The sequence below is a fragment of the Hornefia porci genome, from assembly GCF_001940235.1.
Taxonomy (GTDB): Bacteria; Bacillota; Clostridia; order Peptostreptococcales; family Anaerovoracaceae; genus Aminicella; species Aminicella porci.
The window spans coordinates 58,273-84,493 of sequence record NZ_MJIE01000001.1; the positions used below are offsets into that span (position 1 = coordinate 58,273).

Sequence of the window (26,221 nt, forward strand, 5' to 3'; positions counted from 1 at the left end):
TGCTGGTGAGCGTATTGGGCAGCCTGCCGATAAACTGACGTCAGCGCCCGCTAAGTCCGGCGGAAACTTTCCGACGGGGACTTAACAGGCAGACACTAATTATCATCAAATGGAGGTAATCAATTATGGCTATGAGAATTCCGTTCATCGCGGGAAACTGGAAGATGTTTAAAACAAAGAAAGAAGCGAAGGAATTCGCGGAAGAATTCAGGACGCTTTATAAGGATACCGACGTGAGAACCGCGATCTGTGCTCCGTTTACCCAACTGGACACGCTGAAGGAGGCTTTTGCCGGTACGAATATCGGAGTCGGCGCGCAGAACGTCCACTTTGAGGATGAAGGGGCGTTCACCGGGGAAATCTCCCTTCCGATGCTGAAGGAGATCGGCGTCGATTACTGCGTAATCGGTCATTCGGAAAGAAGACAGTACTTCAACGAAACGGATGAGACGGTCAACCTGAAACTGAAAAAGCTGCTGAATGAGAGTGACATCGTTCCTATCCTTTGTGTCGGCGAAAATCTCGAGCAGAGAGAGGCCGGCAGAGAAAAGGAAATCGTGGAGGGACAGATCCGGGCGGATCTCGCCGGTATCGCTGCGGATAAGGTCGCATCCATGGTCATCGCGTATGAACCGATCTGGGCGATCGGAACCGGAAAGACCGCGACGCCGGAGCAGGCGGGAGAGATGTGCGCGGTGATCCGCGGCGTCATCGAGGAACTGTACGACGAGGATACCTGCGACCGGGTCATCATTCAGTACGGAGGAAGTGTCAAGCCGGAGAACGCGACGGAAATCATGAACATGGACGAGATCGACGGAGCTCTCGTGGGAGGCGCCAGCCTGATTCCTCAGAAGTTTATGGATATCATCAATTTCTGAGGCCTTTCAGGCAGTCTCTTTTTAGACAATCCGTGTGATTTGCCTAATTTAGCCACAATTTAGCTGATGAAAGTCTTGATTTTTCCGGTCTGCTATGATATTGTTTAATAGTTAAATCAGACCAGGAGGGAAATTAGAATATGTACATTGCTATGATGGTCGTTCTTGCGATCGTAAGTGTGATCCTGATTCTGAGCGTATTGCTTCAGGAGGGGAACAGTGACGGGCTGTCCGGTTCTATTGCGGGCGGCGCGGAGCAGCTTTTCGGCAAGAAGAGAGGCCGCGGATATCAGGGAATTCTGAACAAGATTACCATCGTGATGTCCGTCGTGTTCATCGTACTTTCGCTGGCGCTTGTGACGCTTGGAAAATAGAGTACGTAGAACATGGAAGAATGTGTTTAAATTTTTATTTTATATTTCTGCGTGTTAAGAGGTACTGCTGAGTACCTCTTAATGTGCGTAAAAATGGGAGGTATTATATGTTGAAGTTTGTTGCTCCTATTTGCGCTGTGATCGCACTGGTGACGGCTTTCGGGCTGGCGTCGTGGATCAGAAAGTGCGGAGATGGAAACGACAGGATGAAGGAGATTTCGGGCTTCATCCGCGAGGGTGCGTTTGCGTTCCTGAAGAGAGAGTACAAATTCATGGCGGTTGTCATCGTTGTTCTCTGTGTTCTTCTGAGTCTGTTCATCAGCCCGACGACCGGTATCCTGTACCTGATCGGCGCGCTGCTGTCCGTACTCGCGGGATTCTTCGGAATGAATGTTGCGACATTGGGGAATGTCAGGACTGCCGCAGCGGCGGAGGAGTCCGGCATCGCAAAGGCTCTGAAGATCGCGTTCCGTTCCGGATCCGTCATGGGTCTGTGTGTTGCGGGACTGGGACTTCTTGGTCTGTCCGTAGTGTTCTGCGTACTGAATCTTACCACTGTCGTGGAGTGTATCACAGGGTTCGGATTCGGAGCTTCTTCCATGGCGCTGTTTGGAAGAGTCGGCGGCGGTATCTACACTAAGGCCGCAGACGTCGGCGCTGACCTGGTAGGAAAGGTCGAGGCCGGAATTCCGGAGGACGATCCGAGAAATCCGGCGGTTATCGCGGATAACGTAGGCGATAACGTAGGCGATGTCGCCGGAATGGGTTCTGACCTGTTTGAGTCCTATGTAGGATCCATTATTTCCGCTATCACTCTGGCTGCAGTCGCGGTTTCCGAGGCAGAAGTGAGCGGCGCGTTTGACGAGAGAACGGCGGCCATCTTCCCGCTGATTCTTTCTGCGATCGGACTGATCGCATCTGTTGTCGCGATCCTTTGTGTAAGAGGAAGCGAGAACTCAAGCCCTGCCAGATCGCTGAACATGGCGACCTATATCAGTGCCGTGATTGTAATCGTCGCGTCTCTGATTCTGAGCAAGCAGATGCTTGGCGGATATAACTATGCATTCGCAATCATCGCCGGACTTATCGTCGGCGTCTTAATTGGAAAGATTACCGAAATCTATACTTCAGCCGATTATCGGCATGTCAAGAAGATTGCGGAGCAGTCCCAGACCGGGTCAGCTACCACGATTATCAGCGGACTGGGCGTCGGAATGCTGTCCACGCTCTGGCCGATTATCTGCATCGCAGTGGGAATTTATATCGCATACAGTTTTGCCGGCGTTTACGGAATCGCACTTTCCGCAGTCGGAATGCTGTCCATTACAGGAATTACTGTAGCGGTAGACGCATACGGTCCTGTTTCTGATAACGCCGGCGGAATTGCGGAGATGTCTGAACTGCCGGAGAGAGTCAGAAACATTACAGACAAGCTGGATTCCGTCGGAAACACCACGGCGGCGATCGGAAAAGGATTCGCGATCTGCTCTGCGGCGCTTACCGCGCTGGCGCTGTTCGTCTCCTTCGCGTCTGTCGCACAGCTTAAGGCAATCGATCTTCTGCACCCGATTGTCATCATTGGACTGTTCATCGGCGCTATGCTGCCGTTCATCTTCTCCGCGATGACGATGAATTCGGTAGGAAGAGCGGCGAATCAGATGATCGAGGAGGTCAGAAGGCAGTTCCACGAGGACGAGGGAATCATGGCCGGCACGTCCAAGCCGGACTACAAAAAATGTGTTGATATTTCCACGACAGCCGCGCTGAAGGAAATGATCGTTCCGGGTCTGATGGCGATTGTCGCTCCGATCCTGGTCGGTTTCGTTCTGGGCGCAGACGCTCTGGGCGGAATGCTGGCCGGAGCACTGGCCGCCGGCGTACTGCTGGCCATTATGATGGCGAACGCAGGCGGTGCGTGGGACAACGCCAAGAAGTATGTCGAGGAAGGAAATTACGGAGGCAAGGGATCTGATACTCACAAGGCAGCCGTTGTCGGCGATACTGTCGGAGATCCGTTCAAGGACACTTCCGGTCCGTCCATCAACATTCTGATCAAGCTGATGACCATCGTCTCGCTTGTATTCGCTCCGCTGTTCGGAAACGGACTTCTGGGCTGACAGACAGAACTATTGAAATCAAAAGGCTGCAACGTTTTCTGTTGCAGTCTTTTTCACAGAAGGGAAGAAAATGGGGAAAAAAGAAAAGGACATCAAGACGAACGCGGTACGCATGGTGGAAGCACACGGGATTCCGTATGAGCTTCGGACCTATGACGGTTCTCACGGCTTTGTTGACGGCGTAACCGCAGCGAGAGAAACCGGAATTGAGGAGGAGCGCTGCTTCAAGACGCTTGTCCTTGTGGGACACAGCAGACAGCATTACGTCTGTGTGATTCCGGTGGCGCGGGAGCTGGACCTGAAAAAGGCGGCCCGCCATTTCGGAGAGAAGAACATGGAGATGATCCATGCGAAGGACATCACGAAAATCACCGGATATATCAAAGGCGGGTGTTCTCCGGTGGGAATGAAGAAGCTTTTTCCCACCGCGATTGACGCGACGGCGGAGGCGTTCTCTGAGATCGGCGTCAGTGGAGGGAAAATCGGTCTGCAGATGGAGCTTCCGCCCCGTGAGCTTGCGGCGCTTGTTAACGCGGCGTTTGCGGATCTTACAAAGGAAGAGAGACCGGAGGCGGTTCGATGAACGACACCGTAAGAAAATTCGGCGGCAAGATGACGGAGCTTGTCCGGTCGGAGCATCCGGTGGCAGCGCGTAAGACGCTTGCTCTCGTGTTCCGCGCCTATGGCGACGCGGTGCGATTTTCCTCCGGCGGTGAGCTGCTTCCCGCTCGCAGATACGTGATGGGATTCTGTAACAAAAAAATGGCCGCATCGATCGCCCGCCCCGAAAGAGCGGCGGTTGTCAGCCTCTTTACGCCCTGTGAAATCTTTGAAGCTCTGGGGATTCCGGTGATGGTGCCGGAAGGACTGAGCTGCTATATGACGGCTTCCGGGTGCGACAGAGTCTTTCTGGAGAAGGCTGAGGAATGCGGCGTGCCGGAAACTCTTTGTTCCTACCACAAAATGCTCATCGGCATGGCGGAAACCGGGGTGCTGCCGAAGCCCCGGATGATCGTGAACACCACTATGGTCTGCGACGCCAACCAGCTGTCTTTCCGGTATCTGGCGGAGTATTTCGATGTGCCGCATCTGGTGCTGGATGTTCCGGACGCCTGCAGCGCCGGGAACATCCGTTATCTCAGCGATCAGCTCCGTAGCATGAAGGATTTTGTGGAAAAACACAGCGGAAGGGCTCTGGATGAAGGGAAATTCCGCAGAACCATGCTCCGCGCCTCGGAAACGCTGGAAAACTACCGCCGCTGCCTTTCGCTGAAATCGGTGCGGTATGAATCCATCCGAATGACGTATCACATGATGGACGCGCTCGCGCTGCATCCCTTTCTGGGCACGGAGGAAGGCCTTAAATATACGGAAATGCTGAAGAAGCAGCTGGCCCGTCTGCCGCTGCTGCAGCCCGGTGAGAAACGGCGTTCGCGGATCCTGTGGGTGCATATGATGCCCTACTGGCAGGATTCCATCAGCGATATGTTCCGATATCATGCGGATGCAGAGGTGGTCTGCTGTGATGTGACCTTTGATAATTATTCGGTTCTGGATCCGGAGCAGCCGTATGAATCGCTGGCGCGGCAGATGCTGCAGAATTCCCTGAACGGGCCGTCGGAGAGACGGATCCGCAGGGTGCTGAAGCTGGCGCAGAAGATGGAAATCGACGGAATCGTCTATTTCTGCCACTGGGGCTGCAAGCAGACGCTGGGGGCTTCGGCAATGGCGAAGGAGGCGTTTGAGCGGGCGGGATTCCCTACGCTGGTGCTGGACGGGGACGGATGCGATACGAGAAATGTGCAGGACGGCCAGATGATGACGCGCATGGGAGCCTTCCTGGAACAGTTGGAGGCTTTGCGATGATTGGATTTACATGTAAATACGCACCTGTCGAGCTGCTGGCCGGTTTTGGAGCGGAAACCGGGCTGCTGAATCTGGAGGCGGAGAATTTTGATTATGCGCAGAATCTGACTCATATGAATATGTGCAGTCATATCAAGGCACTGCTGGAAGAGGTTCATCGCGAGGGCATCCGGGAGCTGCTGCTGGTGGACTGCTGCGACAGTATGCGCCGGGCGGCCGATATCCTGAAGGAAAGGCTGGATTTCTGCTTTCTGCTTGACCTGCCCCATAACGACGACGCCTGCGCCAGACGGCACCTCTCGGAGGAACTGATGCGCCTTGCGCGGGAGTATCAGGCGTACAGCGGAAAAGCCTTTGATTTCGAACGGTTTCGCGAGTCTTTTACAGGGGCGGACAGAGACGTCAGCGGGGATTTCATCGCGGTCATGGGAGCGCGGATGGGTGCCCGGCAGTTCGAGAATCTTTCAAAGTCAGTTCCCATGCGTCTGGAGGACTTTACCTGCAACAGCAACCGCTCCATGAGTCCGCCGCCCGCCGCGCCGGCCGATACAACGACCGGCGAAGAATCCGCGGCGGTCCCGGTCATGAATATGGAGTCACTGATGGAGTGGTATGCAGGAGAACTCCTTGCGCAGATTCCCTGTATGCGGATGGCAGATATAAAACGACGCAGAGAAATCACGGAATCACCAAATCTGAGAGGTATCATATATCATACAGTCAAGTTTTGCGATTATTACGGATTCGAATATGAAATGATCCGACGCAATGTTTCTGTACCCGTTATTAAAATCGAAACGGACTTCACCATGCAGTCTCTGGGACAGCTGTCCACGCGAATCGGCGGTTTTCTGGAAAGCATGGGGATTGGAAAGGAGGCTATCGTGACAGGAGAAGGCAGATATTACGCGGGCATCGATTCCGGTTCCACTACCACAAATGTGGCAGTACTGGATCGGCAGGGAGAACTCGTGGATTATGCGATTGTCCGCACCGGCGCCAAAGCGCAGCGGGGTGCGCAGAAGGCCCTCGACGCCCTTCAGATTCCGGCGGAAGAGATTGCTGTCATCGTAGCTACCGGATATGGCCGCCAGAATATTGACTTCGCAGACGCCTGCATCACAGAGATTACCTGCCACGCAAAGGGCGCCCGGCACCTGGATCCGGGAATCCGTACCATTATCGATATCGGAGGGCAGGACAGCAAGGTCATTCTTCTGGATGACGGCGGAAATGTGGCGAATTTCGCGATGAACGACAAATGTGCGGCGGGAACCGGCCGCTTTCTGGAAAATATGGCAAAGGTTCTGGAAACCGACCTGGACGGAATGAGCCGGGCGGGGCTCAGCTGGGAGGAAGATCTGACGATTTCCAGTATGTGTACGGTTTTCGCCGAGTCGGAGGTCGTATCGCTTATTGCGGACAACAAAGCCGTTTCTGACATTGTTCACGGTCTGAACAAATCGGTGGCGGCCAAGACCATGAATCTTGTGAATCGCGTGAAGGGCCGGGGTCGGTATATGATGACCGGCGGCGGCGCCAGAAACCGCGGCGTGGTCGGCTGCCTCGAGGCGATTCTGGGAGAAAAAATCTCCGTTCCGGAAATTCCGGATCTGTGCGGTGCGATCGGCGCCGCGCTGTTCGCGCTGGAGGCCGCAGAGCAGAAAGGGGGAGACTTATGACAGTTTTATTCGGATATCTGGCTGCCCTGGTGGCCATCGGTGCGCTTGTCCTGTTCAAGGGGCGGGACCTGTTCCGCCCGGCGATTTCCATTGTGGCGTTTGTTATTGTGTTCAGCGCTTATACCGGATATGCGGGGACGGATTCTCAAAATCTGATTATCGGTGCGCTGGCCGGTCTGGTCGCCGCACTGCTGTCCGGCTTCGTCCTGATGCTGGGCGTCTTTGTCAGCGGAATGATTGCAGGTCTCGGAGCCGCCTCACAGCTGATCCGCTGGCTTCCGGCAGATATTGCGGAGCATCGGATTCTTGTAACTGCCGTAATCGCCGTAATCGTGGGAATTCTGGCCGTGAAATGCCTGGATCCGCTGGTCACGGTTTCTACTGCGGCCATCGGAGCGGTTCTGGTGGGACTTCCCTGCACATACATGGTGATGAATCTTACCTCTCTGACAAAGAATATTTCGACGGAGCCCTTCGACACGATGCGCAATCTGAATCAGGCCATGTTCGGCGACTTTATGACACAGCAGACCATGATCATCACAGCAGTGACCGGCATTCTGTTCATCATCGGCATGGTGGTACAGTTTCGGACCAATGATTCCGTCCGCAGATGAGGCGGAGGTTTGAGTGATGATTGCCGCCTGATGACGAGTATCGGACTGCCGGCCGCCGGCGAGGATTGGGCCGACGCCAGACGTGTGCATTACGTTTCGGCCGGCCGCCGGCCGGCGCGAGACTTGCGAATTGCGGTATTATTGTGGTACTATGGTACTGTACGAAAATCTCTCAGGGGGAAAGACAAAATGAAACTGGTTTTTTATACGCTGGCGGTTTCCATGGCTCCTGTAGTGGAGCTGAGAGGCGCGATACCTATGGCCGTTGCCGCCGGCATGGACATCTGGAAAGCGTATATTATCGCGGTACTCGGAAATATGATTCCGGTACCGTTCATCATCATATTTATTCGCAGTATTTTTAAGTGGATGAGAACAAAAAGCCCCCGACTGAACCGACTGGTGAGCCGGATGGAAGCTAAGGCTGATTCCAAGGCAGCCACTGTTCAGAAATATGAAAAACTGGGATTATTTATTCTGGTTGCAATTCCGCTGCCGGGAACCGGCGCATGGACCGGCGCTCTGGTCGCGGCCATGATGGATATGCGGTTACGGGCCGCGGTTCCGATGATTCTTTTAGGCGTTATGGCTGCCGGCATCATTGTCTCAATGATCGTTCTGGGTGTCGTAAGTATCTGAGGCAGCCCCCCAGGAACAACTCCGCCGGTGACCGCGTCGCAGGAGCGGGAACGGACGCAGGCAATTTGTGTAAAAAAAGAGGGCTGGCCAGTGGCGATTTATGTTGTAAATCGCCCGGATGGGACAGCCCGTTTCAGATCTCTGTTATATTTCTCTGTTATATTAATAATTCTGGTGCATCAGGCCGGCGGCGTTGTCAGCCGTTTGTCTGATGATGGGCAGGAGAAACTAACGTTTTTTCCACTCGGGAGCGCGTTTCTCCAGGAATGCGGCCATGCCTTCCTTCTGGTCTTCGGAGCCGAAGCAGACGGTGGTGGCTTCTACTTCCAGCTGGCTGGCGGATTTCAGATCCATATCGAAGCCGTTGTTGATGGCGATTTTCGCCTGGGCGACTGCAATCGGAGCTTTGGAGGCGATGGTGTTCGCCAGCTTTTCTGCAGTTTCCATCAGCGCATCCGGTTCGACGACTTTTTCGACAAGACCGATACGGAAGGCTTCTTCCGCGTTAATCATTTCAGCGGAATAAATCAGATACTTGGCCATGCCTTTGCCGACCAGTCTGGACAGTCTCTGGGTTCCGCAGAAGCCAGGAATGATTCCGAGACCGACCTCCGGCTGACCGAATTTTGCTTTGGAGGAAGCGATTCTGATATCACACGCCATAGCCAGCTCGCATCCGCCGCCGAGAGCGAATCCGTTGACTGCCGCGATAAACGGCTTGGGCATCTGGTCGATGGTGTTCATGACCTTGTGTCCGGCCTGCATCATGGCTCTTCCTTCAACGGCGTTCAGTTTGCTCATCTGCGCGATGTCAGCGCCGGCAACAAAGGCTTTGCCCTCGCCGGTGACAATCACGGCTTTCACAGCATCGTCGGCTTCGATTTCCTTCAGCGCATCCGCCAGTTCTGCAAGAACATCGGTATTCAGTGCGTTCAGCGCTTTCGGACGATTGATGGTCAGATAACCCAGGTTTCCTTTGACTTCATATTTAATGTTTTCGTACATGGTTAAGACTCCCTTTCCTGTATAGAAGTTTATCGACTCTGTTAATAATATATCATTTCACAGGCGCTTTTTCAAGAGGGGCGCCACGGAAACCGGCAAGGTTATAAGGTGAGCTGTGAGGTGTTCGGTACAAACCGGCGCGGGCTCAGCGGAAACGGGTCCGGAGAGGCGCCGGTGAAATCGTGCCGGGTTTCGGCGTATCGTCTGAGAATATCAGCAGCAGCCGGCCTGCGGAAAAGAGGAGCGATGCGGCGGAGGCGGTGATTTCATTGCTGACGCCCAGTGAGGTGTCGTCTCGGAGGGTATACTTTGTGAGAGGATATTTCACACCCCGGAGAGTGAGATCTTCCACAGAGCCGCCGTAGGCGATAAGCCCCATGTACCGGTATTTGTTCCGCGGAATATCATAACGTCCCGGCTCCAGCATGGAAACGCGGTTGTATCCGTCAACAAAGGCAAGTTCGTGCAGCTTGCCGCAGTATTTGGCTAAAAGTCCGATATTCCCCATAGTGTGGTCGAAGCGGCCGCCGAGTCCTCCGAGAATAATGATGTTCTCGCCGCCTTCCGATACGGCAAGATCCAGTGCGGCTTCACTGTCGGTCATATCCTTTTCCATGGGAAGGCGGATTACCTCACGATTTTCCGGCAACTGTCCGGAATCGTAGTCTCCAATAAGCAGATCGGGGGTCAGTCCCAGAATTCCGGCAATTTCCAGACCGCCGTCCGCGCAGATAACGCAGTCGTACTGACTCTGGCATATATCAATGTAATTCAGGCCCTCAACATGGGCAGTGACAATCAGAAAATTTTTCATTGCGGGCTCCTTCACCTATGATTCTACAATATGTCAGAGCCTGTGTCCAATATCGTTTTCCGACTAAAATCGACTTTCTGCGACTTCTTACGACTTTTTACGGAATTATTACGGAATAGTGCGGTGCTCATTGAACAAATAATAACAATTTCTCTGTCCACTTTTCTTTTCATGAGAAATGCTGAACAAAATGTATAAAAATAAATTGGTCGAATCTAAAAAAACGGTTCACATCAGGCGGTTTTTCGTATATAATGGCAATAGTATTTGAAATGGGGGTACAGGAATGAATTATTACATTATCAATGAGCCCTGCGGCGCCATTCGGGCGAACGCGAGGCAGCTTATGAACAACAACTGGATTCAGGTTGTCCTGGGGGTGGCGCTGTATTATGTGCTACTGGCCATGGTACCGGAATTCTTTCAGAATTGTGTTTCCTTCGGAGCAATTACACAGTGGAACGGATATCTGCAGCAGAACCAGACGGTTTCGGTAATCGCGGCGTTCTATCAGATGTTCTTCTCCGGCGTGTTCGTCGCAGGACTTTGCTCCTTCCTTTTGTATTTTGTAAGACTCAGGGATATCAATCCGGGATACATTTTCAATGGATTTGAATACTATCTGAAAACATTTCTTCTGATGATTGTTATGTGCGTCTTCATCGTTTTATGGTCGCTTCTGCTGATTGTCCCCGGAATAATCGCAGCGTTCCGATACAGCCAGTGCTTCTATGTTCTGGCAGATGATCCGAAAAAGGGCATTATGCAGTGCATTAATGAGAGCAAGCAGATGATGACGGGGAACAAAATGAAGCTTTTCCTGCTGGATCTGTCATTCATTGGATGGCTTCTGCTGTCTGCGATTCCCATGGCAGTTCTGATGGGGATCTTCCAGCCGGATGATAATACGATATCGTATTTTGTGATCATGTTTGTCGGCATGATTCCGGTATACTTCCCGATTGCTTATATGCAGACGGCGGATACGATTTTCTATGAAATGCTGACCGGCCATATGAGAGCGGCGGATACAACATCGCACAGGCCGTTTAATGAGGCTGATTACTACTGGAATAATGGTGGAGGAAACGGACCGTCCGGAAACGGAGATAACGGATATCGGCAGGCAGCGGGGACGCCGCAGCAGTCGCAGGGAGTGCCGCAGCAGCCGCAGGGAGTGCCGCAGCAGCCGCAGGGAGTGCCGCAGCAACCGCAAGGAGTGCCGCAGCAGCCGCAGGAAGTGCCGCAGCAGCCGCAGGGAGTGCCGCAGCAGTCGCAGGGGACACCATCAATGCGGCCGCTGGAACAGGATTCGTGGGGAACGTCGGCGGCACAGTCAGCGCCGACGGAACAGCCGACAGCAGCGCCGGCGGAACAGCCCGCACCGACAGAGCAGCCGACAGCAGCGCCGGCGGAACAGCCCGCACCGACAGAGCAGCCGACAGCAGCACCGACGGAACAGCCTGCGCCGACAGAACAGCCGACAAAAACTGAATAGATGACAACAGCGCACGGCGCTGACCGTTGAAAAATTGAATGCTAAAATCCGCAGCCGGAAACTGCGGATTTTTTTGACACGGTGTTAATACCGGGATGAGTAGAGCGCAAGCAGATAGTACAGTGGAATGTTTTCGGGCGGCATGTGTGAGGCGAATGCGCGAAAAAACGGCGGAATCTCTGATTTCAGGAAACCGCCGTTTTAAAATGCATGCAATTCGTTTTTTGATTTTCCGGGCAGGCGCACCGTTCGCCGGCTCGTTTCATAGGTTCGAACTGCGCCGGGGGTGCATGCAGTCGTTCGCCGGCTCGCATTATGTGCCCGTTTCCGAGCCTCTCGCGGGAGTTTCTACTTCAGGATTCTGGAGCGCACTGCGCCGGCAATCGCGGGAACCTCTGTGATGTCGTCTCTGGTGGAGATCAGGGCGTAGCCGTAGTCGCCGCGAACGCCTCCTGCAGCGCCGCTGACGGCAACGCCGAGTCCGTTAATCGCCGCATCCACGGGATTTTCGACACCCTTGGTCAGCAGAGCGATTCTGGTTTCACCTTCGGTCTTCGGCAGTCTGACTGCAGGGAAGTTCACCGAATTGGTGATATTTCCGTTTTCAATGTAGTCCATGATTTCCGTTACCGCGATGGTCGCGCAGTTGTCTTCGGCTTCTGCCGTGGAAGCGCCCAGGTGAGGCAGCAGGACGACGCCTTCTTTTCCGACCAGCCCGTCGGTTCCGAAATCCGTCAGGTACTCTTTCAGCTTTCCGCCTTCCAGTGCGGCCAGCATATCGGCTTCGTTAATCAGCTTGTCTCTGGAGAAATTCAGAAGAACGGCTCCGTCCTTCATCTGACTGAATACGTCTGCGTTGAACATTCCGTTGGTCGCCGGAGACGCGGGAACGTGGATCGTCACATAGTCGCACTTCGGCAGCATTTCCGCAGGGTCGTCCACAACATCGACGCAGCTGCAGAGCGCGTGGGCGGATTTTGTACTGAAGAACGGATCGTAGCCGACAACCTTCATCCCCAGATCCGCGGCGCTGTTCGCCACCATCACGCCGATAGCGCCCAGACCGTAGACGCCCAGCGTCTTTCCTTTAATTTCAGTACCGGCGAACTGCTTCTTGCCCTTTTCCACGGCCTTGCTGACGTCGGTGGTCAGGGTTGCGGCCCATGACAGAGCGGCGGGGATATTTCTGGCGGACAAAAGAAGCGCGGCCAGCACAAGCTCTTTTACAGCATTCGCGTTAGCGCCCGGGGTGTTGAAGACGACGATGCCCTGATCGGCGCATTTATCCAGTGGAATATTGTTCACGCCGGCGCCGGCTCTCGCAATGGTAAGGAGATCCTTGCCGAACTCCATCTCGTGCATATCCTGGCTTCTGACAAGGATTCCGTTTGCCGCAGCGGTATCGTCGATGACTGCATAAGCATCGGACAGATGCGCAAGACCCACCGGAGAGATCTTGTTCAAAGTTGCGATATTGTACATTTTGCATACCTCCATAGACTCTTTTGTTGCAGTTATTAATACAAAATTATATCATTTATATCCCGATGTTTCAAGATTCTGAACGACATTCCGGATCATCGGAAACCGAATGGCTGCTCTGCGAAAAAACCATAGCAGATACCATGCAAGTATACAGCCGGAAATCTTTACTTTCCGGAAACCGGGTGCTATAATAAATCCAAAGAATCGTTATTTTTCAGATAATCTTACAGTATGGGGGATAAGTCAAATGAGCAAATATGAGAGAGTATATAACTTTTCCGCCGGACCTTCAATGCTTCCGCTGGAGGTGCTGGAAAACGTTCAGAAGGATCTTCTGAATTACAAGGGAACCGGAGAATCCGTCATGGAGATGAGCCATCGGTCCGCCGAGTTCAAGGCGATTATTGAAGACGCCGAGGCGGATCTGCGGAAGCTGATGAACATTCCGGACAACTACAAAGTCCTGTTCCTGCAGGGCGGCGGCACACTGCAGTTCTCCATGATTCCGATCAACCTGCTGAGAAACTCCAAAAAGGCGGATTACATCGTAACCGGACAGTGGGCGAAGAAGGCGTACAAGGAAGCCTGCAAATTCGGAGACATCAAATGCGTAGCCAGCTCCGAGGAGGACACCTACAGCTACATCCCGGAGGTCAGCAGAGAGGACTTCAGGGCGGACGCGGACTATGTGTACATCTGCTATAACAATACGATTTACGGCTCCAAATTCCCGTACATTCCGGATACCGGAGATATTCCGCTGGTTGCGGACATGTCCTCCTGCATCCTCAGTGAGGAAGTGGATGTCAGCAGATTCGGCGTGATCTGGGCAGGTGCGCAGAAGAACGTCGCTCCGGCGGGCGTGACCATCGTCATCATCCGGGACGACCTGATCGGGTTCGCACCGGAGGATACGCCGGTTTACCTGGATTACAAAACACACGCCGAGAAGGATTCCATGTACAACACTCCGCCGTGCTGGTCCATCTATGTGGCGGGCGAAGTGTTCAAGTATCTGCTGGAGAACGGCGGCGTACCCGCAATGCACGAGAAGGACGTCAGAAAAGCAGAGAAGCTCTATGCGGCTATCGACGCCAGCCCGATTTTCAGGGGAACCGTCAGAGAGAAGGATCGCTCCCTGATGAACGTTACCTTTGTTACCGGCGACAAAGACATGGATGCGGAGTTCATCGCGATGGCGAAGGAAAACGGTCTGATCAACCTGAAGGGACACCGTACGGTTGGCGGACTGCGCGCCAGCATCTACAACGCGATGCCTGAGGAAGGCGTGGACGCGCTGATTGCTCTGATGAAGAAATTCGAGGAATCGAAGAAATAAGAGTCGTCTGCGGCAAACCAGATTAATTCTGACAGAAAACGCTTCCGGAAGAACCGGGAGCGTTTTTTCGCCGTTCTGTCGGTTGCTATTTCAGCGGCGGTATTGTAAAATAGGGAAAAATAAGCTTTTGTTCAATATGATACCAAAAAGGAGAGATGAGGCAGTGAATCAATACACCAGCCGGAGCGGCAGGATCGGAAGAATTTGTCTGGTTGTCATAATCGCGGCAGCGCTGCTTTTGTCCGCGGCGGATCCCTCTGCGGCAAAAACAGAAAAAGTGGAAAAGCCGACGGTTTACGCCGGCGGTGCGGTGGTATACTGTGAGAATACAGGAGAGACGATCTTCTCACAGAACGCGAAGCGGCAGTACGATCCCTACAGCATCACCAAGCTGATGACGGCGCTGCTGGCCGTGCAGCATCTGCCGCTGGACAAGACCGTGACGGTCTCGGAAAAAGCGGCGGCTCAGGGTGAGTCCACCATGGATCTGGTGAAGGGCGAGAAGGTCACGGTGGAACAGCTTTTGTACGGCGCGCTGCTGCTTTCCGGAAACGATGCGGCCTACGCTCTGGGGGAAGCTGTTTCAGGGAATATGACGGATTTCGTCAAGCTGATGAACAAGACCGCCCGGAATATCGGCTGCAAGAGCACGCATTTCGAGAACGCCACAGGTATCCAGTCGGCGGGGCATTACACGACGGCGGCGGATTTCACGCAGATTACGAGGGTGGCGCTGTCCAACTCCACGATCCGCAAGGTGGCGGGAACCAGGGTCTACAGGATGGACGCGACGAACAAAAGCAAGGCGCGTACCATGAAGACTCACGTTCCGCTGGTGAACACGGAGAATTCCGGCGTTTACGCGGGAAAGACCGGGCTGTGGCAGACCGATGACTGCACCCTTGCGGTGGGGTATGAGAAAAACGGGCTGCAGCTGTTTATCGTGCTGCTGAAGGATACAGAGGCTGAACGCACCAATGACCTGAAAAAGCTGATTCAGTATGCGGAAGCTTCTGTTCAGGGGATTCAGGTGGTGAAGGCCGGGAAGGAAACCGGCAAGGTCAGGATCCGGCACGGTGCGGTCACCCGCCTGCAGACTTATACCGCCGAGCGGGGATACGCCTATCTGCCGAAGGAGGGCTCCGAATCGCTGATCAGCACGAAGACGGTGATGAAGAGTAATGTCCAGGCTCCGGTAAAGGCGGGACAGGTCGTCGGGTATTATAATATCTACGTCGGGGACGATGTGGTAAACAAGGTTCCACTGGTGGTGCGGGAGTCGGTGAAGGAGGGATGGTTCCCGTCTTACATCGGAATTTCCAACAGAGCCAGCATGATTATCGGAGCGGTTCTGCTGGGGATAATCGCGTTCCTGATCTGGGCGGCGTGCATGCGCGCCAGGGCCAGACGCCGCCGGAGAGAGCTGCACCGGCGCAGGGTCATGAGAATGGCGGAAGAGGAGCTGAGGAGAGAACAGGAAAGGAACCGAAGAGACTGGAATATATAAAGAGACTGGAATACACAAATGTTTGACATCAGGGAAAATCTGAAAAAACTCCCGGACACACCGGGAGTTTATATGCACAAGGACAGACTGGGCCAGGTGATTTACGTCGGAAAGGCGGTTTCGCTGCGCAGCAGGGTGCGTCAGTATTTCCAGAAATCCTATCAGAGCACCAGCCCCAAGGTCCGGGCGCTGGCGGCGAACATCGCGGAGTTCGAGTATATTACCTGCTCCAGCGAGATGGAAGCGCTGATTCTGGAATGCAACCTGATCAAGAAGTACATGCCTAAATACAATGTGCTTTTGCGGGACGACAAAACCTATCCGTACATCATGGTTACCACAGGCGAGACTTATCCCCGCGTGGTGAAGACCAGGCGCATACGCAAGGACGGCAACCGTTATTTCGGACCATACAGCGATGCGGGCGCGGTGAATGAGATCGTGGATCTGTTCAATTCCACCTATGCGCTGAAACGGTGCCCGGCGCAGAAATTTCCGAAGAGCCACAGACCGTGTCTGAACTACTTCATCGGTCAGTGTCAGGGGATGTGCTGCCCGAAGGACCACGAGGTGAACCGGGAAGAGTACATGAAGAACATCGATGAGATCATGCAGTTCCTGTCAGGGAAGGACAAACCGCTGCTCCGGAGACTGACGGACAGAATGCAGGCCGCCTCGGAAACCATGAACTATGAGGAGGCGGCCCGATGGAGGGACGCCATCCGCGCGGTGAAGGCTTTGTCAGAGACGCAACGGGTGACGATGATTACCGATAAGGACATGGATGTTGTTCTGGCGGTCAAGGATGAGGAACGGTCTTTTGTTGTGCTGTTTCCGGTGCGGGACGGAAAGCTCAGCGGCCGGGAGACCTTCCAGATTCAGACGGATGCGGAGGACACGCGCCGGGACATGGTGGCGGAGTTCATCAAGCAGTATTACAGCCAGTGGGCGGTGGTTCCGCCGGAAATTCTGATCGAGGAAGAGCTGCCGGAGCACGCGCTTCTGGAGGAATTCCTGAGCAGAGAAGGGCGGCGGGTGCACCTCACGGTCCCCAGGCGGGGAGACAAGCGGGCGCTGCTGAATCTGACCCGCAGGGACGTCGCGGAGATGACCAAGACGCTGGCGGTCCGTGCGGAAACAAAGAGAGAACGGCAGGACGCGGTACGGCTGGAGATGGATGCGGTTCTGGAGGCGGCGGGGAATCCGCGGCAGAACAGAGATGAGCCGGTCCGGGTGGAATCCTATGATATCTCCAACACCAACGGAGTCGACAGTGTCGGCGCGATGGTGGTTTTCAGCGGAATAGATAAAATACGGAGGGATTACCGGCGCTTCAAGGTCCGGACTGTAGAAGGACCGGATGACTACGGCAGTCTGCAGGAAATTTTGTACAGGAGATACAAAAGAGCGGTGGACGGGGATCCCGGTTTCATCCGTCTTCCGGATATCATCATGATGGACGGCGGGCTGGGACAGGTTCACGCCGCTCAGACGGTTCTGAACGCCATGAAGCTGAATATTCCGGTAGTGGGGATGGCCAAGGATGACCATCACCGGACGAGGGCGCTGGTGTTCGGAAACGGAGACGAAATGGATCTGCGGCAGCATCCGGTGCTGTTCCGGTACGCCGGAACAGTTCAGGAGGAAGTGCACCGGTTTGCCATCGACTATCACCATCAGCTGCATGGGAAAAACTCCATGCACTCGGCGCTGGATGACATTCCCGGAGTGGGTCCGAAACGGCGTAATGAACTTCTGTACCACTTCAAAACCATCGACGCGATCCGCGGCGCGACGGAGGAGGAACTGAGCAGGGTCCCTTCAGTCACAGAGCAGGTGGCCAGAAACATCTATGAATATTTTCACTGAATTCTTGCGTCTGCCGCCGTAAGATGTTATAGTTAAAAAGTATTCATTTACTTAAACTTTGGAGGACAATGATATGGCTGAAAATAAAAAGAATAATACGCAGGCGCCGGAAGAGGAAGAGATGGAGGTCATCACTCTGGAATTTGACGACGGTGAGAAGGCGGACTGCGAGATCATGGGAATCTTCGACTACAACGGTAAGGATTACGTGGCGCTGATTCCGGACGACGGAACGGACGACGTATGGATTTACGGGTATGAGGAGGATGAGGAAGGCGCGTTCGAGCTCATCGATATCACCGATGACAAACTGTTCGAAGCGGTTGCCCGGGAATTCGAATCCATTATGGAGGATCCGGAGGAAAACGAGGAATAGAACGAGATTCGATGTACAGAATGCACCCGCGATATGCAGGTGCATTCTGTTGCGTTGGAGAGTCCGGCGCATGACTGTCATTTCCGTTTGCGGAATACCCGTTTCAGAAACAGCCAGGAAAAATATGTACAGAGGACGAGGCCACAGAATACATAGGAATCGTGGTGGCCTCTAAAAAGCAGGCTCAGAAGCGCAAGATCAAAGACGACGAAACTGATCCCGAACCAGAATTCTTTTTTGTAAAACATAGAAAACTCCTTTAAATAATTTCAACTCAAGTATATCACAGATTGGAGCGATAGAAAATGGAAAATTATGATATCGTCATCGTCGGCGCAGGCGCCAGTGGCGTATTTATGGCTTATGAACTGACGAAGCTTGATAATAATGCCCGGGTTCTGATGCTGGACCGCGGAGCACCGCTGGAGAAGCGAATCTGCCCGGTTAAGCTGGGAAAAACAAAGGTCTGCGTCAAATGTGATCCCTGCCACATCATGAACGGTTACGGCGGCGCCGGAACGCTGTCCGACGGGAAGTACAATCTGACGACGCAGTTCGGGGGAGAACTGCACCAGTACATCGGCGTGGAGAAGGCGATGGAGCTGATGGAGTATGTGGATGAAGTGCTCTGCTCCATGGGCGGCGAGGACGCCCGGCTGTATTCCACCGCGAGTACGGATCTGAAAACGGAGTGTCTCAAATATGACCTGCATCTGCTGGAGGCCCGTGTGCGCCACCTGGGAACGGATCGCAATGTCCGCATACTGGGGAAAATTTACGATTATATCCGGGATCGTGTCGATATGAAATTCTACACTGTAGTGGATTCCATCGACCGGAACGGAGACGGGAGCTTTGTGGTGACCACGTCGGACGGAGATCAGTTCCGGGCAGAGGACGTGGTGCTGGCGACCGGGCGCAGCGGTTCCGCCTGGATGGAGAGGATCTGTGACCGTTTTCAGGTTCCCCAGAAGAAGAACCGTGTCGATATCGGCGTTCGCGTGGAGCTGCCCGCAGAGATATTCCGCCACATTACCGATGAAGTGTATGAGAGTAAAATCGTTTATCAGACGGAAAAATACAACGATCTGGTGAGAACCTTCTGCATGAATCCATACGGCGAGGTCGTTTCGGAGAACACCAACGGAATTGTCACGGTGAACGGGCACAGCTATGCAGATCCGTCGCTGCTCTCTGAGAACACCAACTTCGCGCTGCTGGTTTCAAATAAATTCACCGAGCCGTTCCGCGACAGCAACGAATACGGTCAGGCGATCGCCAGCCTCTCCAATATGCTGGGAGGAGGCGTTCTGATGCAGCGCTTCGGCGATCTGGTGAAGGGAAGGCGGAGCAGCGAGCGGCGTATGGAGAAATGCTTCACCCGGCCGACTCTCGCCGCAACGCCGGGAGATCTGAGTCTGGTGATGCCCAAGCGCCAGATGGATGATATCATTGAAATGATTTACGCGCTGGACAAAATCGCACCGGGCACGGCCAATGAGGATACGCTCCTGTACGGAATAGAGGTCAAGTTCTACAATTCCAGAGTGGAGGTGGACGACCGTCTGATGACGAAGATTCCGAATCTCTATGCGCTGGGCGACGGCTCCGGCGTCACTCATTCACTGTCCCAGGCGTCGGCCTCCGGCGTTTACGTTGCCAGACTGCTGGCAGAAAAATATTCGCGGTCGTAACGGATCCATGCTCCGGCTCCGGCACGAAGCGCGGCAGGATCATCGGCTTTCGCGCATGCTGAACCGGTTCCGTCCCGCTCTGCGCGGAGCGCGGAGAGACCGGTCTGCCGCGCGGAGCTGATCTGCGCGCCGCGCCGGATTTTGTGAAGGAAGGGGGACGCATGCATATACCTTCGCTGGTCACGGACCTGGCGATGATGCTCATCGTGGCAGGCATCGTCAGCATCATTTTCCGGAAACTGAATCTGCCCGTTATCCTGGGCTACATCCTGGCAGGCTTCATTACAAGCCCGTATTTTCCCATGTTTTTCAGCGTGGAGGATAAGCAGACCATCAACGCTCTCAGCGAGCTGGGCGTAATCATCATCCTGTTCCATATCGGACTTGAATTCGATTTTCACAAGCTGCTGAGCGTCGGGAGCACCGCGATCGTCACCGCGATTGTCAAGATGTCCGGAGTGCTTGCGGTGGGGTACTGCTTCGGAACGATGATCGGGCTGTCGCGGATGAACAGCGTCTTTCTGGGAGCAATGCTTTCCATCAGCTCTACGGTGGTGATCCGGAAGGCCTTCGATGAACTGGGCGTCGCCGGCGAAAAATACACGTCTCTCGTAATGGGCACGCTGATCATGGAGGATCTGTTCGGGGTATTCATCATGGTGATTCTGTCCTCCCTCGCGGTGGGGCAGAATACCGGCGGGACGGAGCTGATGATCCATCTGGGACTGATGGGCTGCTATCTGGTGGTCTGGCTGCTGCTGGGGATTTTCCTGCTGCCGACGTTCCTGAATAAGATTATGGCGTTGATGAACCGGGAGATGCTGGTGGTGCTGTCTCTGGGGATCTGTTTCTGTATGGCGCTGATCGCCAGGAGCCTCGGATTCTCTGTGGAGCTGGGTGCGTTTCTGGCGGGGTCGCTGTTTGCGGGAACAAAGCACGCTGAAGAGGTGGAGGAATCCACCTCTGCGATAAAGGACATGTTCTCCGTCATCTTCTTCCTTTCTGTTGGAATGCTGGTGGACCCGTCTGTAATCGCTGAACAGTGGACCTCGATTCTGCCGATCGCGATAATTGCAGTTCTGGCCAAGCTGGTCTTCGCGACGCTGGGCATGGTTTTGTCCGGGCAGAGCCTCGGAACGGCGATCCGCAGCGGATTCAGCCTGGCGCCCATCGGCGAGTTCTCCTATATCATCGCATCTCTGGGAATTTCTCTGGGGGTGATGGACAGCTATCTGTATCCGGTGATTGTGGCGGCTTCGGTGCTGACGACGCTGATCACTCCGGTGCTGATCCGGAATTCCGGAAGGTTTACCGGATTTCTGCGGGGGCATCTGCCGGAAAAGGTGCTGGACAAGATGACACAATATTCCTCCAGCGAGCAGGATAAAGAGGAGAAAATTCCGGACTGGGGCGTGTGGCTTCGTCAGTATTTTCAGAGTCTGCTGCTGTACGGGACGATTATGCTGGTTGCGGCCATCGCCGGCGTTCATCTGGCTGCACCCGCATTGGAGCATCTGACAAACGGCGTCTGGGCCGGCGTGATTTCCTGCGGTGGCATCTACGTGGTCATCGCGCTGTTCCTGCGTCCGATGCTGAAGTTTCACGACAAAGTATTCACCCGCCTGTGGCTCGACAGTAAAGCCAACCGGCCGCCTATGGTGCTTCTGATCTGTATCAAGGTGATCCTCATCGCCGTCATTGTGTTCTATCCGATTCATCAGATGTTCGGCGCGCACCGGTCTATTCTGTTCATCGCGGTTCTTGCGGCGATACTCGTTCTGAGCAAAACAGACTTCATCACCACCTCTTATCTGGAGATGGAGACCCGGTTCCTGCGGAATCTGAATGAAAAAACCATTCACCGCCTTCAGCAGGAAAACGGACAGCAGGAATGGCTGAATGAGGATATTAATATCTTTTCATATTTTGTTCCGGAGGATGCGCCATATATCGGAAAACGGCTGAGTGAGCTGGAGTGGGGCAGACGTTACGACGTGCTGGTTGTAAAGATCCGCAGAGGAGAAAGGTCGATCCTGCTTCCGCAGGGCAGTGTGCCGGTGCAGGCGGGGGATAAGCTGTACGTTGTAGGCAATCTCGCCGCTGTCTGCAACCTGCACAAAGCGCTGGACATCGATCCTCCCAGGAGGATCCGCACGCTCAGGGCCTTCATGGAGACCGATTATCCTGACACGGAGAACGCGCTGGCTTGCCTGGCCATTCAGGTTACCGGATGCGAGCCGTACTGCGGCCAGTCGATTATGAATACGCAGATTCTGAACAAGGGGCACTGTATGATTCTGGGTATTCAGAAGAACGGCTATCCGGTGGTCATGCCGGATCCTCATCTGACGATCCGGAAGGACGATGTGATCTGGGTCATGGGCTCCAACAACAACGTGGGCCGCCTGGCCGCTTTCAGCGTCTGCCCGCTTTAAAGACTGCGTCGTCTCTCTTTTGTACAAAGAAAACCCCCGCGCGGGAGCCTTCCTTACGGAAGACGTCCCGATGCGGGGGATGATTTTCTGTTCGCCGGCCGGAAAACGGAGACGGCGTTTATTTCTCCTCGTAATCGTTGGTGAGATGGAAACGGTCCAGAATGTACAGCAGCAGTCCCATGGCCATGCCCACGACGGTAGCCAGACACATTCCGGTAAGCTTGACGGATCCGATCTGGATGTATGCGCCGGAAAGTCCGGTGATAAAGATGACCGAGGTAAGGGCAAGGTTGCGGGGACGCGCGTAGTCGATTTTTTCATCCACCATGAGCCGGATGCCGGAGGCCGCGATCATGCCGTAGAGCAGGAAGCTTACGCCGCCCATGACCGGCGCGGGGATGGTCTGAATCAGACCGGACGCCTTGCCGATGAAGGCCAGGCAGATGGAGAACACTGCCGCGCCTCCGATGACCCAGACGCTGTAAACCTTTGTAATCGCCATGACGCCGATGTTCTCACCGTAGGTGGTGGTCGGAACGGAGCCGCAGAGACCGGACAGCGTCGTGGAGATTCCGTCTGAAAGCAGAGTGCTGTGGAGACCGGGGTCCTCCAGCAGATTTCTGCCGACGATTTCAGAGGTTACGACCTGATGACCGATGTGTTCGGAAATCACCACGAGGGATGCGGGAATGATGATCAGAATCGCCTGCAGGCTGAATTTGGGGTACAGGAAATTCGGGAGGGCGAGCCAGGAGGCCCGGGTGACGTTGGAGAAGTCCACGATGCCCACCGCGAGAGCCAGACAGTAACCGACGATGATGGAGATCAGGATGGCGATGGCCGCCGCGAATCCGCGGAACAGAACCTGTCCGAAGACAGCCATCGCAAGAGTCACCAGGAAGACGGCGGCGAACTTCGGGTCAATGCTGAAATCACTGGCGCCGTCCGGGGCAACGATTCCGCCGTTCTGGGCAGCATTCTTCGCCAGCTCCAGACCGATCAGCGCCACAACCGGACCCATGGCGGCGGGGGGAAGGACGATGTCGATCCAGCGGATGCCGACGAATTTGATGATAATCGCGACGGCGATGAAAATCAGTCCGGTTATAACAAACCCGCCCAGGGCATATTGGTATCCAAGCTGAGGATTGTTAATGACCAGCAGAGCGGGAGAGATAAAGGCGAAACTGGAGCCGAGGTATGCGGGAGACTTCCCCTTTGTGACAAAAATAAAGATAAGTGTGCCAACGCCGTTCATCAGCAATGCGATGGCAGGACTTATCCCGAGTAAGTATGGTACCAGCACGGACGCGCTGAACATGGCGAAGGTGTGCTGGATGCTGAGAGGAATGCCCCGCTTCAGAGGGACCCTTTCCTCCACCTGTATAATTTTGGAATCGTTCATAAATCCTCCGTTCTTTAATAGATTCTCACAGTATTTTTACACTCGAAGATATTATACTCACTGTGCCGCTGTTCTGCAACGGTTATTTCACGGGATCGTCCGGAAATCGCAGACTTTTTTTCATGCCGCAGTATCCGGCGACGGAGTTGGGAAAAACGCAGCGGGCGTTTTCTATCTGAGCCTCCGGGTCTGTCAGAGATGGACTGTAATGAGTGAGCCAGAGTTCTCCGGCTCCGCAGGACGCGGCCAGCGCGGCGGCTTCGGGAAAGGTCATATGTCCCCACTCTTTCGCCTTGTCAAGCTTGGCGTTGTCGGGATAGATCCCCTCCAGCACCATGAGATCGGCGCTGCGGCCATAGTCGCGGATGGACTCCGTCGGGCGCGTGTCGGTTGCATAGACAACCCGGATCCCGCGGCGGGGCGGACCCATGACCATGTCCGGCGTGATGATCCGCTGACCGATTTCAATCGACGAACCGTTCTGGAGATGAGACCATACCTTCACCGGGAGTTTCAGCTCGCGGGCCTTCTGCGGGTCAAAGCGGCCGCTGCGCCCGACGTAAAGAGAGTAGCCGAGGCAGGGAATCCGGTGCTTTACCGGAAAGGGGGTGATCCGCATCGGTCCGGCGCTGAGGAACTGCTCTGTCTCACCGCTGATCTCGCTGAGCATGACGTCGAAGGAGAGCTCTGGCGCGACCACCATCAGACCCTGGAGTATCTGGTACAGTCCCGCCGGGCCGCAGATGGTCAGGGGTTCCGTCCGCTCGCAATTGTTCATGGACAGCAGCAGTCCCGGAAGTCCGGCAACGTGGTCGGCGTGTACGTGGGTGATGCAGATGAGATCGATAGGCTTCAGATTGCACCCGGCCTCTGCAAGCGCAATCTGCGTGCCTTCTCCGCAGTCGATCAGAACAGAATGACCCTCTGATCTGGCGTATAAACATGTGAGCCACCGGCCGGGAAGCGGTTTCATGCCTCCGGTGCCGGCCAGACATATATCCAGCATTGGAAAACCTCCAGTCAATCGGCAGTGCGGTGAACAGACAACCGGCGCATTGCAGCCTTTTGCAGACCGCGATTCTGCGAAAAATCCTTTGTCGGTGCCGGGGATGCCTTAATAATCATACACTGATTATAGCACAAAAAAATTAAAAAAGGGCTTTAGGTTTACAATAATCTGTGATAAAATGGTTACAAAATCATATGCGATTGAAGCACTTTGGCTGAACGAAATGGGAAAAACAACAGGGGATAATTAAAGGAGTTTTACCAAATGAAAAAAAGAAGTGTAGTGTCGATCGTTTTATTTTTGTGTCTGGGAATGTTTTTTGTACTCCCGGAGACAGCGTCTGCCGCGACGAAGAATCTCGAAATGAGTCAGATCTCTGTCACCGCGGCAACAACGACTTCTGTGAGCCTGTCCTGGAAGAAGGTCAACGGAGCCTACGGATACTATATTTACCGCGCCTCCTCCAAAAACGGCACATATCAGAAGGTCGCCGGTCTGAAGAAGGGAAAGATTGTCAAATATACGGATACGGGACTGTCACCGTCCAAAACCTATTACTATAAAGCGAGGGTGAGATATTCAAAGAAATATTGTAAACCTGTGAAGGCTGCGACGAAGTCGGTATCATTTTCAGATGCGAAGCCGGCGGTAACCGTGGCGGTTTATAAGTCGGGAAGCAGAGTGAAATGGAAGGCGGTGAGCGGCGCCACGAGCTACCGCGTTTACCGCGCGACCTCATCAGGAGGAAGCTATTCCAGGATCGGTACAACGAGCAGCTCCAAGCTGTATTACACCGATTACAGCGGCACCTCCGGAAAAACCTACTATTATAAAGTCAGAGCGGCGAAGTGGAAGAGCGGGAAATACACCTATTCCCGATATTGCTCCGCGGTGAAATTCAGAACAGTTTCACGGGTGTTTGTCGCCTGCGGACACGGAACCGATATTTTAGGCGCCTGGGACAGCGGCTGCACATACAAAAGCATGTCGGAAGCGGGTCTGATGCTGCCCATCACCAAATCAATGGTTAAATATCTGCGGGCGTCGGGAGTGTATGTATACACAGATGCGGACGCGAACAACAATAAGAACATGCTGGCCTGCGTCAAATGGGCGAACAAGAAACGGATCAGTGCCTATATGAGCATTCACTGTGACTGGCGTTACGCGCCGACGGGAACTCTGCCCCTGTATAAGAGCAGCGCGGACAAAAAACTCGCGCAGGCGCTGAACAAGGGCGTCCGTTCCAATGTCAGCATTGCGACCCGCGGTCTGAGTTATCGCTGGGATCTTTACGAGCTGAGCGCGCCGAAGGCTCCGGCAGCCTGCATCTTTGAGACAGGGAGCATCAGTAAGGATTATAAGAAATTCAAGAAGCACGACGCCTACGGAAAGGGTCTGGCGAAGGGCATGTGCTCCTATCTGGGCGTGAAGTTCGCCGATTAGGAGCTGCGGCCCGCAGACGAAATCCGCCGATTCGCAGATTTGTGTTGACTAATCCGGAAAAAGTATTATATTATTAATAAAACAAAACAAGCGGGAAGGTCCATTTCGGACCTTTCTTTCTTTAAGAGACACAGTTAGTTATATCTAACTGTGCGTTTGGAAA

Annotated in this window: 22 protein-coding genes; 16 read left to right on the top strand and 6 right to left on the bottom strand. The window is 54.1% G+C overall.

Annotation, left to right across the window (positions count from 1 at the left end):
* The first annotated feature begins 131 nt into the window (after positions 1 to 131).
* The 8 genes from tpiA to BHK98_RS00275 all read left to right on the top strand — a co-directional run bounded on the left by tpiA (position 132) and on the right by BHK98_RS00275 (position 8,176).
* The gene (gene tpiA, locus BHK98_RS00240) at positions 132 to 881 is read left to right on the top strand and encodes a triose-phosphate isomerase (protein WP_075714850.1); all 750 of its coding nucleotides are present in this window, start codon (positions 132 to 134) and stop codon (positions 879 to 881) included.
* Positions 882 to 1,021: 140 nt separating this feature from the next.
* Entirely contained in the window at positions 1,022 to 1,255 is a 234-nt protein-coding gene (gene secG, locus BHK98_RS00245) for a preprotein translocase subunit SecG (protein WP_075711687.1), read from the top strand.
* 107 nt (positions 1,256 to 1,362) lie between these two features.
* On the top strand, positions 1,363 to 3,372 hold the full coding sequence (locus BHK98_RS00250) for a sodium-translocating pyrophosphatase (RefSeq protein ID WP_075711688.1): 2,010 nt from the start codon (positions 1,363 to 1,365) through the stop codon (positions 3,370 to 3,372).
* A 70-nt stretch (positions 3,373 to 3,442) separates the two neighbouring features.
* Positions 3,443 to 3,955, top strand: a complete 513-nt coding sequence (ybaK, locus tag BHK98_RS00255) for a Cys-tRNA(Pro) deacylase (RefSeq protein WP_075711689.1) — start codon at positions 3,443 to 3,445, stop codon at positions 3,953 to 3,955.
* The gene (locus BHK98_RS00260; RefSeq protein ID WP_075711690.1) at positions 3,952 to 5,238 is read left to right on the top strand and encodes a 2-hydroxyacyl-CoA dehydratase subunit D; all 1,287 of its coding nucleotides are present in this window, start codon (positions 3,952 to 3,954) and stop codon (positions 5,236 to 5,238) included. Before ybaK ends, BHK98_RS00260 begins: the two co-directional genes overlap by 4 nt.
* On the top strand, positions 5,235 to 6,920 hold the full coding sequence (locus tag BHK98_RS00265; RefSeq protein WP_075711691.1) for an acyl-CoA dehydratase activase: 1,686 nt from the start codon (positions 5,235 to 5,237) through the stop codon (positions 6,918 to 6,920). Before BHK98_RS00260 ends, BHK98_RS00265 begins: the two co-directional genes overlap by 4 nt.
* Entirely contained in the window at positions 6,917 to 7,537 is a 621-nt protein-coding gene (locus tag BHK98_RS00270; RefSeq protein WP_075711692.1) for a TM7S3/TM198-like domain-containing protein, read from the top strand. The genes BHK98_RS00265 and BHK98_RS00270 overlap by 4 nt, the downstream gene beginning before the upstream one ends.
* A gap of 189 nt (positions 7,538 to 7,726) precedes the next feature.
* Positions 7,727 to 8,176: a COG2426 family protein gene (locus BHK98_RS00275; RefSeq protein ID WP_075711693.1), complete on the top strand. Its 450-nt coding sequence runs from the start codon at positions 7,727 to 7,729 to the stop codon at positions 8,174 to 8,176.
* A gap of 228 nt (positions 8,177 to 8,404) precedes the next feature.
* Here the strand turns inward: BHK98_RS00275 and BHK98_RS00280 are convergent, their stop codons facing one another.
* Both BHK98_RS00280 and BHK98_RS00285 read right to left on the bottom strand, forming a co-directional pair.
* On the bottom strand, positions 8,405 to 9,181 hold the full coding sequence (locus BHK98_RS00280; protein WP_075711694.1) for an enoyl-CoA hydratase-related protein: 777 nt from the start codon (positions 9,179 to 9,181) through the stop codon (positions 8,405 to 8,407).
* A gap of 145 nt (positions 9,182 to 9,326) precedes the next feature.
* Positions 9,327 to 9,995, bottom strand: coding sequence for a thiamine diphosphokinase (locus tag BHK98_RS00285; protein WP_075711695.1), 669 nt, complete (start codon positions 9,993 to 9,995; stop codon positions 9,327 to 9,329).
* A gap of 286 nt (positions 9,996 to 10,281) precedes the next feature.
* Here BHK98_RS00285 and BHK98_RS00290 point away from each other — a divergent pair, with 286 nt between their 5' ends.
* The gene (locus BHK98_RS00290) at positions 10,282 to 11,493 is read left to right on the top strand and encodes a DUF975 family protein (protein ID WP_075711696.1); all 1,212 of its coding nucleotides are present in this window, start codon (positions 10,282 to 10,284) and stop codon (positions 11,491 to 11,493) included.
* A 348-nt stretch (positions 11,494 to 11,841) separates the two neighbouring features.
* On the opposite strand, the gene BHK98_RS00295 is transcribed toward BHK98_RS00290, so the two are convergent.
* On the bottom strand, positions 11,842 to 12,975 hold the full coding sequence (locus tag BHK98_RS00295) for a 3-phosphoglycerate dehydrogenase (protein ID WP_075711697.1): 1,134 nt from the start codon (positions 12,973 to 12,975) through the stop codon (positions 11,842 to 11,844).
* A 250-nt stretch (positions 12,976 to 13,225) separates the two neighbouring features.
* Here BHK98_RS00295 and serC point away from each other — a divergent pair, with 250 nt between their 5' ends.
* The 4 genes from serC (at position 13,226) to BHK98_RS00315 (ending at position 18,069) form a co-directional block, all read left to right on the top strand.
* Entirely contained in the window at positions 13,226 to 14,317 is a 1,092-nt protein-coding gene (serC, locus tag BHK98_RS00300) for a 3-phosphoserine/phosphohydroxythreonine transaminase (RefSeq protein ID WP_075711698.1), read from the top strand.
* A gap of 163 nt (positions 14,318 to 14,480) precedes the next feature.
* Positions 14,481 to 15,824 carry a D-alanyl-D-alanine carboxypeptidase family protein gene (locus BHK98_RS00305; protein WP_075711699.1) on the top strand — a complete coding sequence of 448 codons (1,344 nt, stop codon included), beginning with the start codon at positions 14,481 to 14,483 and terminating at the stop codon, positions 15,822 to 15,824.
* Between the two features lie 18 nt (positions 15,825 to 15,842).
* A complete protein-coding gene (uvrC, locus tag BHK98_RS00310) occupies positions 15,843 to 17,693 on the top strand; it encodes an excinuclease ABC subunit UvrC (protein WP_075711700.1) in 1,851 nt (616 codons plus the stop codon).
* Between the two features lie 73 nt (positions 17,694 to 17,766).
* Complete coding sequence (locus BHK98_RS00315; RefSeq protein ID WP_075711701.1) at positions 17,767 to 18,069, top strand: DUF1292 domain-containing protein; 303 nt, start codon at positions 17,767 to 17,769, stop codon at positions 18,067 to 18,069.
* 77 nt (positions 18,070 to 18,146) lie between these two features.
* On the opposite strand, the gene BHK98_RS13435 is transcribed toward BHK98_RS00315, so the two are convergent.
* Positions 18,147 to 18,317: a hypothetical protein gene (locus BHK98_RS13435; protein WP_158024434.1), complete on the bottom strand. Its 171-nt coding sequence runs from the start codon at positions 18,315 to 18,317 to the stop codon at positions 18,147 to 18,149.
* A gap of 57 nt (positions 18,318 to 18,374) precedes the next feature.
* Between BHK98_RS13435 and BHK98_RS00320 the strand changes: the two genes are divergently transcribed.
* On the top strand, positions 18,375 to 19,763 hold the full coding sequence (locus BHK98_RS00320; RefSeq protein ID WP_075711702.1) for an NAD(P)/FAD-dependent oxidoreductase: 1,389 nt from the start codon (positions 18,375 to 18,377) through the stop codon (positions 19,761 to 19,763).
* A gap of 161 nt (positions 19,764 to 19,924) precedes the next feature.
* Positions 19,925 to 22,198: a monovalent cation:proton antiporter family protein gene (locus BHK98_RS00330; protein WP_075711704.1), complete on the top strand. Its 2,274-nt coding sequence runs from the start codon at positions 19,925 to 19,927 to the stop codon at positions 22,196 to 22,198.
* Positions 22,199 to 22,316: 118 nt separating this feature from the next.
* On the opposite strand, the gene uraA is transcribed toward BHK98_RS00330, so the two are convergent.
* Both uraA and BHK98_RS00340 read right to left on the bottom strand, forming a co-directional pair.
* A complete protein-coding gene (gene uraA / locus BHK98_RS00335) occupies positions 22,317 to 23,603 on the bottom strand; it encodes a uracil permease (RefSeq protein WP_075711705.1) in 1,287 nt (428 codons plus the stop codon).
* An 82-nt stretch (positions 23,604 to 23,685) separates the two neighbouring features.
* Positions 23,686 to 24,609 carry a ribonuclease Z gene (locus BHK98_RS00340; RefSeq protein ID WP_075711706.1) on the bottom strand — a complete coding sequence of 308 codons (924 nt, stop codon included), beginning with the start codon at positions 24,607 to 24,609 and terminating at the stop codon, positions 23,686 to 23,688.
* Between the two features lie 267 nt (positions 24,610 to 24,876).
* Here BHK98_RS00340 and BHK98_RS00345 point away from each other — a divergent pair, with 267 nt between their 5' ends.
* Entirely contained in the window at positions 24,877 to 26,058 is a 1,182-nt protein-coding gene (locus BHK98_RS00345; RefSeq protein ID WP_075711707.1) for an N-acetylmuramoyl-L-alanine amidase, read from the top strand.
* Positions 26,059 to 26,221: the final 163 nt, after the last annotated feature.